This is a genomic window from Pengzhenrongella sp., from assembly GCF_036565025.1.
GTDB lineage: Bacteria > Actinomycetota > Actinomycetes > Actinomycetales > Cellulomonadaceae > Pengzhenrongella.
Genome location: NZ_DATCNW010000276.1, coordinates 1 through 4,520 on the forward strand (window position 1 = coordinate 1; position 4,520 = coordinate 4,520).

General features: G+C 74.2%; 4 protein-coding genes. All 4 read right to left on the minus strand.

Annotated elements, in window-relative coordinates; all coding sequences use genetic code 11:
* Window positions 1-845, minus strand: an 845-nt coding sequence (locus VIM26_RS16080) for a hypothetical protein (protein WP_331952957.1), incomplete at its 3' end; no start/stop codon positions are given.
* The gene (locus VIM26_RS16085; RefSeq protein WP_331952959.1) at window positions 842-1,846 is read right to left on the minus strand and encodes a copper transporter; all 1,005 of its coding nucleotides are present in this window, start codon (window positions 1,844-1,846) and stop codon (window positions 842-844) included. The genes VIM26_RS16080 and VIM26_RS16085, both read right to left, overlap by 4 nt.
* A gap of 55 nt (window positions 1,847-1,901) precedes the next feature.
* A complete protein-coding gene (gene steA / locus VIM26_RS16090; protein WP_331952961.1) occupies window positions 1,902-3,086 on the minus strand; it encodes a putative cytokinetic ring protein SteA in 1,185 nt (394 codons plus the stop codon).
* Window positions 3,087-3,092: 6 nt separating this feature from the next.
* Window positions 3,093-4,520, minus strand: a 1,428-nt coding sequence (gene recN, locus VIM26_RS16095) for a DNA repair protein RecN (RefSeq protein ID WP_331952963.1), incomplete at its 5' end; no start/stop codon positions are given.

A 4,520-nucleotide genomic window follows, 5' to 3' on the forward strand; every position in this document is an offset into this window, starting at 1 on the left:
GCGCCCGCGAGCACCGCGAGCCGGACCACGCGGGGTGCGCCGAGCACGACCGCGGTGCCGACGAGCGCACCGAGCGCGTTGGCGCCGCCGTCGCCGAGCATGTCGCGCTCGGCGAGGTCGTCCTCCGCCGAGCCGGCGGCCGCGCCGACGACGCCCGCCGCCAGCCCCGAGCCAGCACCGTCGGTGAGGGCCAGCGGGGCGGCGAGGATCGCGGCGCCCTTGAGCGCGCGGCCGGGCCGCAGGTCGAGCAGGTTGATCAGGTTCGCGGTCGCGGCGATCAGCGCCCCGGAGGTGGCGACGTCGAATGCCCAGCCGAAGCGGGCGACCGGGGCGCCGTCGGCCCGGCGGGTGGGGGTCGCGATGGCGGCGGCGAGCAGGCCGCTCGCACCGATGCCGAGGACCTTGAGCCCGCCGGTGGTGAGCGTGCCGTGCCGCAGCGCGCCGAGGTGCCCGCGCAGGCCCTTGGCCTGGTGCGGGTCCTGGGTGAGGTCGTCGATCAGGCCGAACGTCGCACCGCCCGCGGTCGCGACGGTCGCGGCGAGCGCGCCGCGCGCGTCCGGGGCGCCGAGCACGCCGCCGACCAGCAGGCCGGCCGCGGTCGCCGGTCCCTCGAGCAGGCTGACGGTCTCGCCGCGGTGGTTGGTGCGGATCCAACGGACGGGGTCCCCGACCAGCCCGGTCAGCAGCGCGGCGAACGCGGTGGGCGGGACCGGGGGGACCGGCGCGACCGTGGTCGCCTCAGCGGCGTGCTCGCCCGCGATGGTTCCGAGCGCGGCGCGCAGGCGGTGCGTGGTGACGCCCGCGGCGGCGGCGGTCACCCAGCGACGGCCGGTCCCGAGGCTCAACCCTGGGCCACCTTGCCGGCTGCGGCCTTCGCTCGATCCAGCAGCGGCAGGTGGCCGGCCCTCGGGAAGGCCTTCTCGCCGTCCCCGAAGCCGTAGTGCCCGCCGGCGACGCCGGTGATGGTCGTGTTCAGGGCGAGCGGGACGGAGACCTGACCCGTCACGTCGTTGACCCCGGTGACCGTGGTCAGGGACTTGGCGAGGGTGTCGTCGGCGAGGATCGTCGAGACGACGTCGCCCGACGTCGCGTTCGTGTCGGCGACGACGGACCCCTCGGAGCGCGCGGCGGCCGCCTTCGCGATCGCGACCTGCGAGGCGACGACGTCGTCCGCCGCCGCGGTGGCCGTCTTGTCCTTGAGGTCCGAGGCGGTGAGGATCACGACGTCGTCGGCCGGGGCCTTGACTGCGTCGGCCACGGTGATGAGGTTGCTGTCGGCGTCGGCGAGGAGCTGGAGCATCAGGCTCGCGGACTCCGCCAGCTTGTCCGGCGAGGACGCGTCGGACGTGGTGAGGCCCTGCACGAGCGCCTCGGCCAGCTCGGTCTCGGTGCTGGCGTCCTTCGCGGGGGCCGGCTTCAGGTACGTGGCCAGGTTGCCGGCGAGCGCCTGCCGGAAGCTGCGCAGCGACGAGTCGCCCCAGCTGTCGGTGACGGCGACCTGGGCGCTCACGGTGGCGCCGGAGGCCTTGAGCTGCTTCGCGACCGCGGCGGTCACGTCCTTGTCGACCGGGCCGAGCGTCACGACGGCGACCCGGCGGTCCGCGAGGGCACCGTCCAGCAGCCGCGGCGCGGCGGCGGCGAGGTAGGTGCTCTGGTTCGCCTGCGCGGTCTGGGCCGCGGTGAGGTTGGTGCGCAGCCCGTCCCGGTCCTGGCGCAGCTGGTCGACCTGTCCGGTCAGGCTGTCCCCGATGGTCTCCTTGAGCGGTCCCGCGCCCAGCGCGATGCCGACGGCGAGCGCGATGAAGACGGAGATCAGCGAGACGATGTGGTAACGAAAGTCGATCACGGTGCGGTCTTTTCCTCGAGAGCGGGTCGGGCGGTCCGGTTCTGCGCGGCGCGCATCAGGCGCCGCCGAACAGCGAACCGACCCAGGAGAACAGGTCGTCGAAACGGGCCCCGAACAGGCCGAACAGCGTCTGGCCGGCGGCGGTCGACGCGAGCGCGACGGTCAGGGCGAGCAGGCCCGCGACGACGAGCATGATGAGCTGGCTGTTGGAGATCCGGGCGCGGTACAGCCGCGAGACGCCCTTCGCGTCGACCAGCTTGCTGCCCACGCGCAGCCGGGTGAGGAACGTGCTCGCCATGCCCGAGCGGCCCTTGTCGAGGAACTCCACGAGGGTCACGTGCGTGCCGAGCGCGACGATCAGCTCGGCGCCCTTGTCGTCGGCGAGCAGCATCGCGACGTCCTCGCTGGTGCCGGTCGCCGGGAACACGACGTGCTCGACGCCGAGCGCCGCGACCCGTTCCAGGCCGGGCGCCTTGCCGTCGCGGTAGGCGTGCACCACGATCTCGGCGCCGCACTTGAGCGCCTTGTCCGACACGGAGTCCATGTCGCCGACGATGAGCTGCGGGGTCCAGCCGGCCTCGAGGATCGCGTCCGCGCCGCCGTCGACGCCGATCATCACCGGCCGGTACTCCACGATGTACGGGCGCAGCGTCGCGAGGTCCGCCTTGTAGTGGTAGCCGCGTACCACGATCAGCACGTGCCGGCCGTCGATGACCGTCTTGATGTCGGGCACGCCGACGCCGTCGAGCAGCAGGTCACGTTCGCGGCGCAGGTAGTCCATCGTGTTCGCCGCGAACGATTCCAGCTGGTCGGACAGGCCCTCGCGGGCGTTCGCGAGGTCGACCTCGATCGTCGCGGGGGTCTGCTCGGTGCCCTCGGCGAGGACGTTCTCGCCGTCGAGCACCTTCCCGCCGACGATCTGCACCAGGCGACCGTCGGTGAGCGACATGATGTCGGGCCCGAGGTCGTCGATCAGCGGGATGCCGGCGGCGACGAGGATCTCCGGGCCGAGGTTCGGGTAGCGGCCCGACGTCGACTTGGCGGCGTTCAGCACCGCGGCGGGCGCCTTCGCGACGAGCGCGTCAGCGGCCACCCGGTCGATGTCGAGGTGGTCGATCACCGCGACGTCGCCCGCGTGCAGGCGCTTCGTCAGGTCCTTGGTTCGAGGGTCGACGCGTACCGGACCAGCGGTCCCGGACTCGACGGGTTGGGGCGCGCGTCTACGAAAGGTCAGTCTCATTGTGAGTCATCGTCCCACGCCCGACAGGTCGAGAAGCTCAGCGGCGTGCTCACGGGCCGCCGCGGACTCCTCCTGCCCGGACAGCATCCGGGCCAGCTCACGCACGCGCTCGGTCCCGGTGACCGGGTGCACGTCCGAATCGGTGACCGTGTCGATGCCCCCGGATGTGGACTTCGTCACCACCAGATGGGTGTCCGCGAAGGCCGCGACCTGGGCCAGGTGGGTCACCACGAGCACCTGCGAACCGCGCGAGAGCCGGGCGAGGCGCCGGCCGACCTCGATCGCCGCCTTGCCGCCGACCCCGGCGTCGACCTCGTCGAACACGAACGTCGGCGGGCGGCGCGCACCCGATTCCGGGGCGGTCGCCAGCGCGACCTCGATCGCGAGCATGACCCTGGACAGTTCACCCCCCGACGCGCCCTTGCCCAGCGGCCGGGCCGGTGCGCCCGCGTGCGGCACGAGCAGCATCTCGACCGTGTCGGCGCCCCAGGGGCCGCCGCCCGCAAGGTCCTCGATGTCGACGCGCAGCTGCGCACCGGCCATCGCGAGACCGGCGAGCTCCCCGGTCACGGCGGCCGCGAGGGTCTTGGCGGCCTTCCGGCGACCGGTCGTGAGGGTCTGCGCGCGCTTGGTCAGGCTCGCGACGACCTTGTCGCGGCGCGCGGTGAGGCGCTCGAGCCGGTCTCCGCCGCCGTCGAGCTCGAGCAGGCGCAGGCCCGCGGTCTGGGCCCAGGCCAGCACGGCGTCGACGTCCTCGCCGTAGCTACGGGTGAGCGTGCCGAGCTCGGCCCGTCGCTGCTGGACGGCCTCGAGCCGGCGCGGGTCCGCCTCGAGGTCCTGCAGGTACCCGGACAGCTCGGCGGAGATGTCCGCGAGCAGGTAGCCGACCTCGGCGAGCCGGCCCGCAAGGGACGCCAGCTCGGGGTCGTGCTCGCCGGCCTGCTCGAGCGCGCGCCGCGCCCGGTCGACGGCGAACGTCGCGGCGGTGTCGTCGACCGCGTCGGGGTCCCCGGCGAGGGTGTCGTGCGCCGTGGACGCCGCGGCGCGCAGGTCCTCACCGTGCCCGAGCCGGTCCGCCTCGGCGACGAGCTCGAGGTCCTCCCCGGGCTGCGGGGCGATCCGCTCGACCTCGTCGAGCCCCAGGCGCAGCAGGCCGGCCTCGCGCGCGGCGTCCTGGGTGCGGTTCGTGAGGTCGTCGATCTCGGTGTCGAGGCGGGCCCGTTCGGACCAGTCGTCGCGGTAGTCGGCCAGGGTCGCCTCGTGGGCGGCGCCGGCGAAGGCGTCGAGCGCCTCACGCTGCCGGGCCGGTGAGCGCAGGCGGGCCTGGTCGGCCTGCCCGTGCACGGTCACCAGGTCCTCGGCGAGCTCGGCGAGCACCGACTGCGGGACGCTGCGGCCGCCGAGGTGGGCGCGCGAGCGGCCCTCGGCCGCGAC

Bases quoted from the DNA above. Each gene is read 5' to 3' on its own strand.
- steA (WP_331952961.1), bottom strand. From the start codon at position 3,086: ATGAGACTGACCTTTCGTAGACGCGCGCCCCAACCCGTCGAGTCCGGG.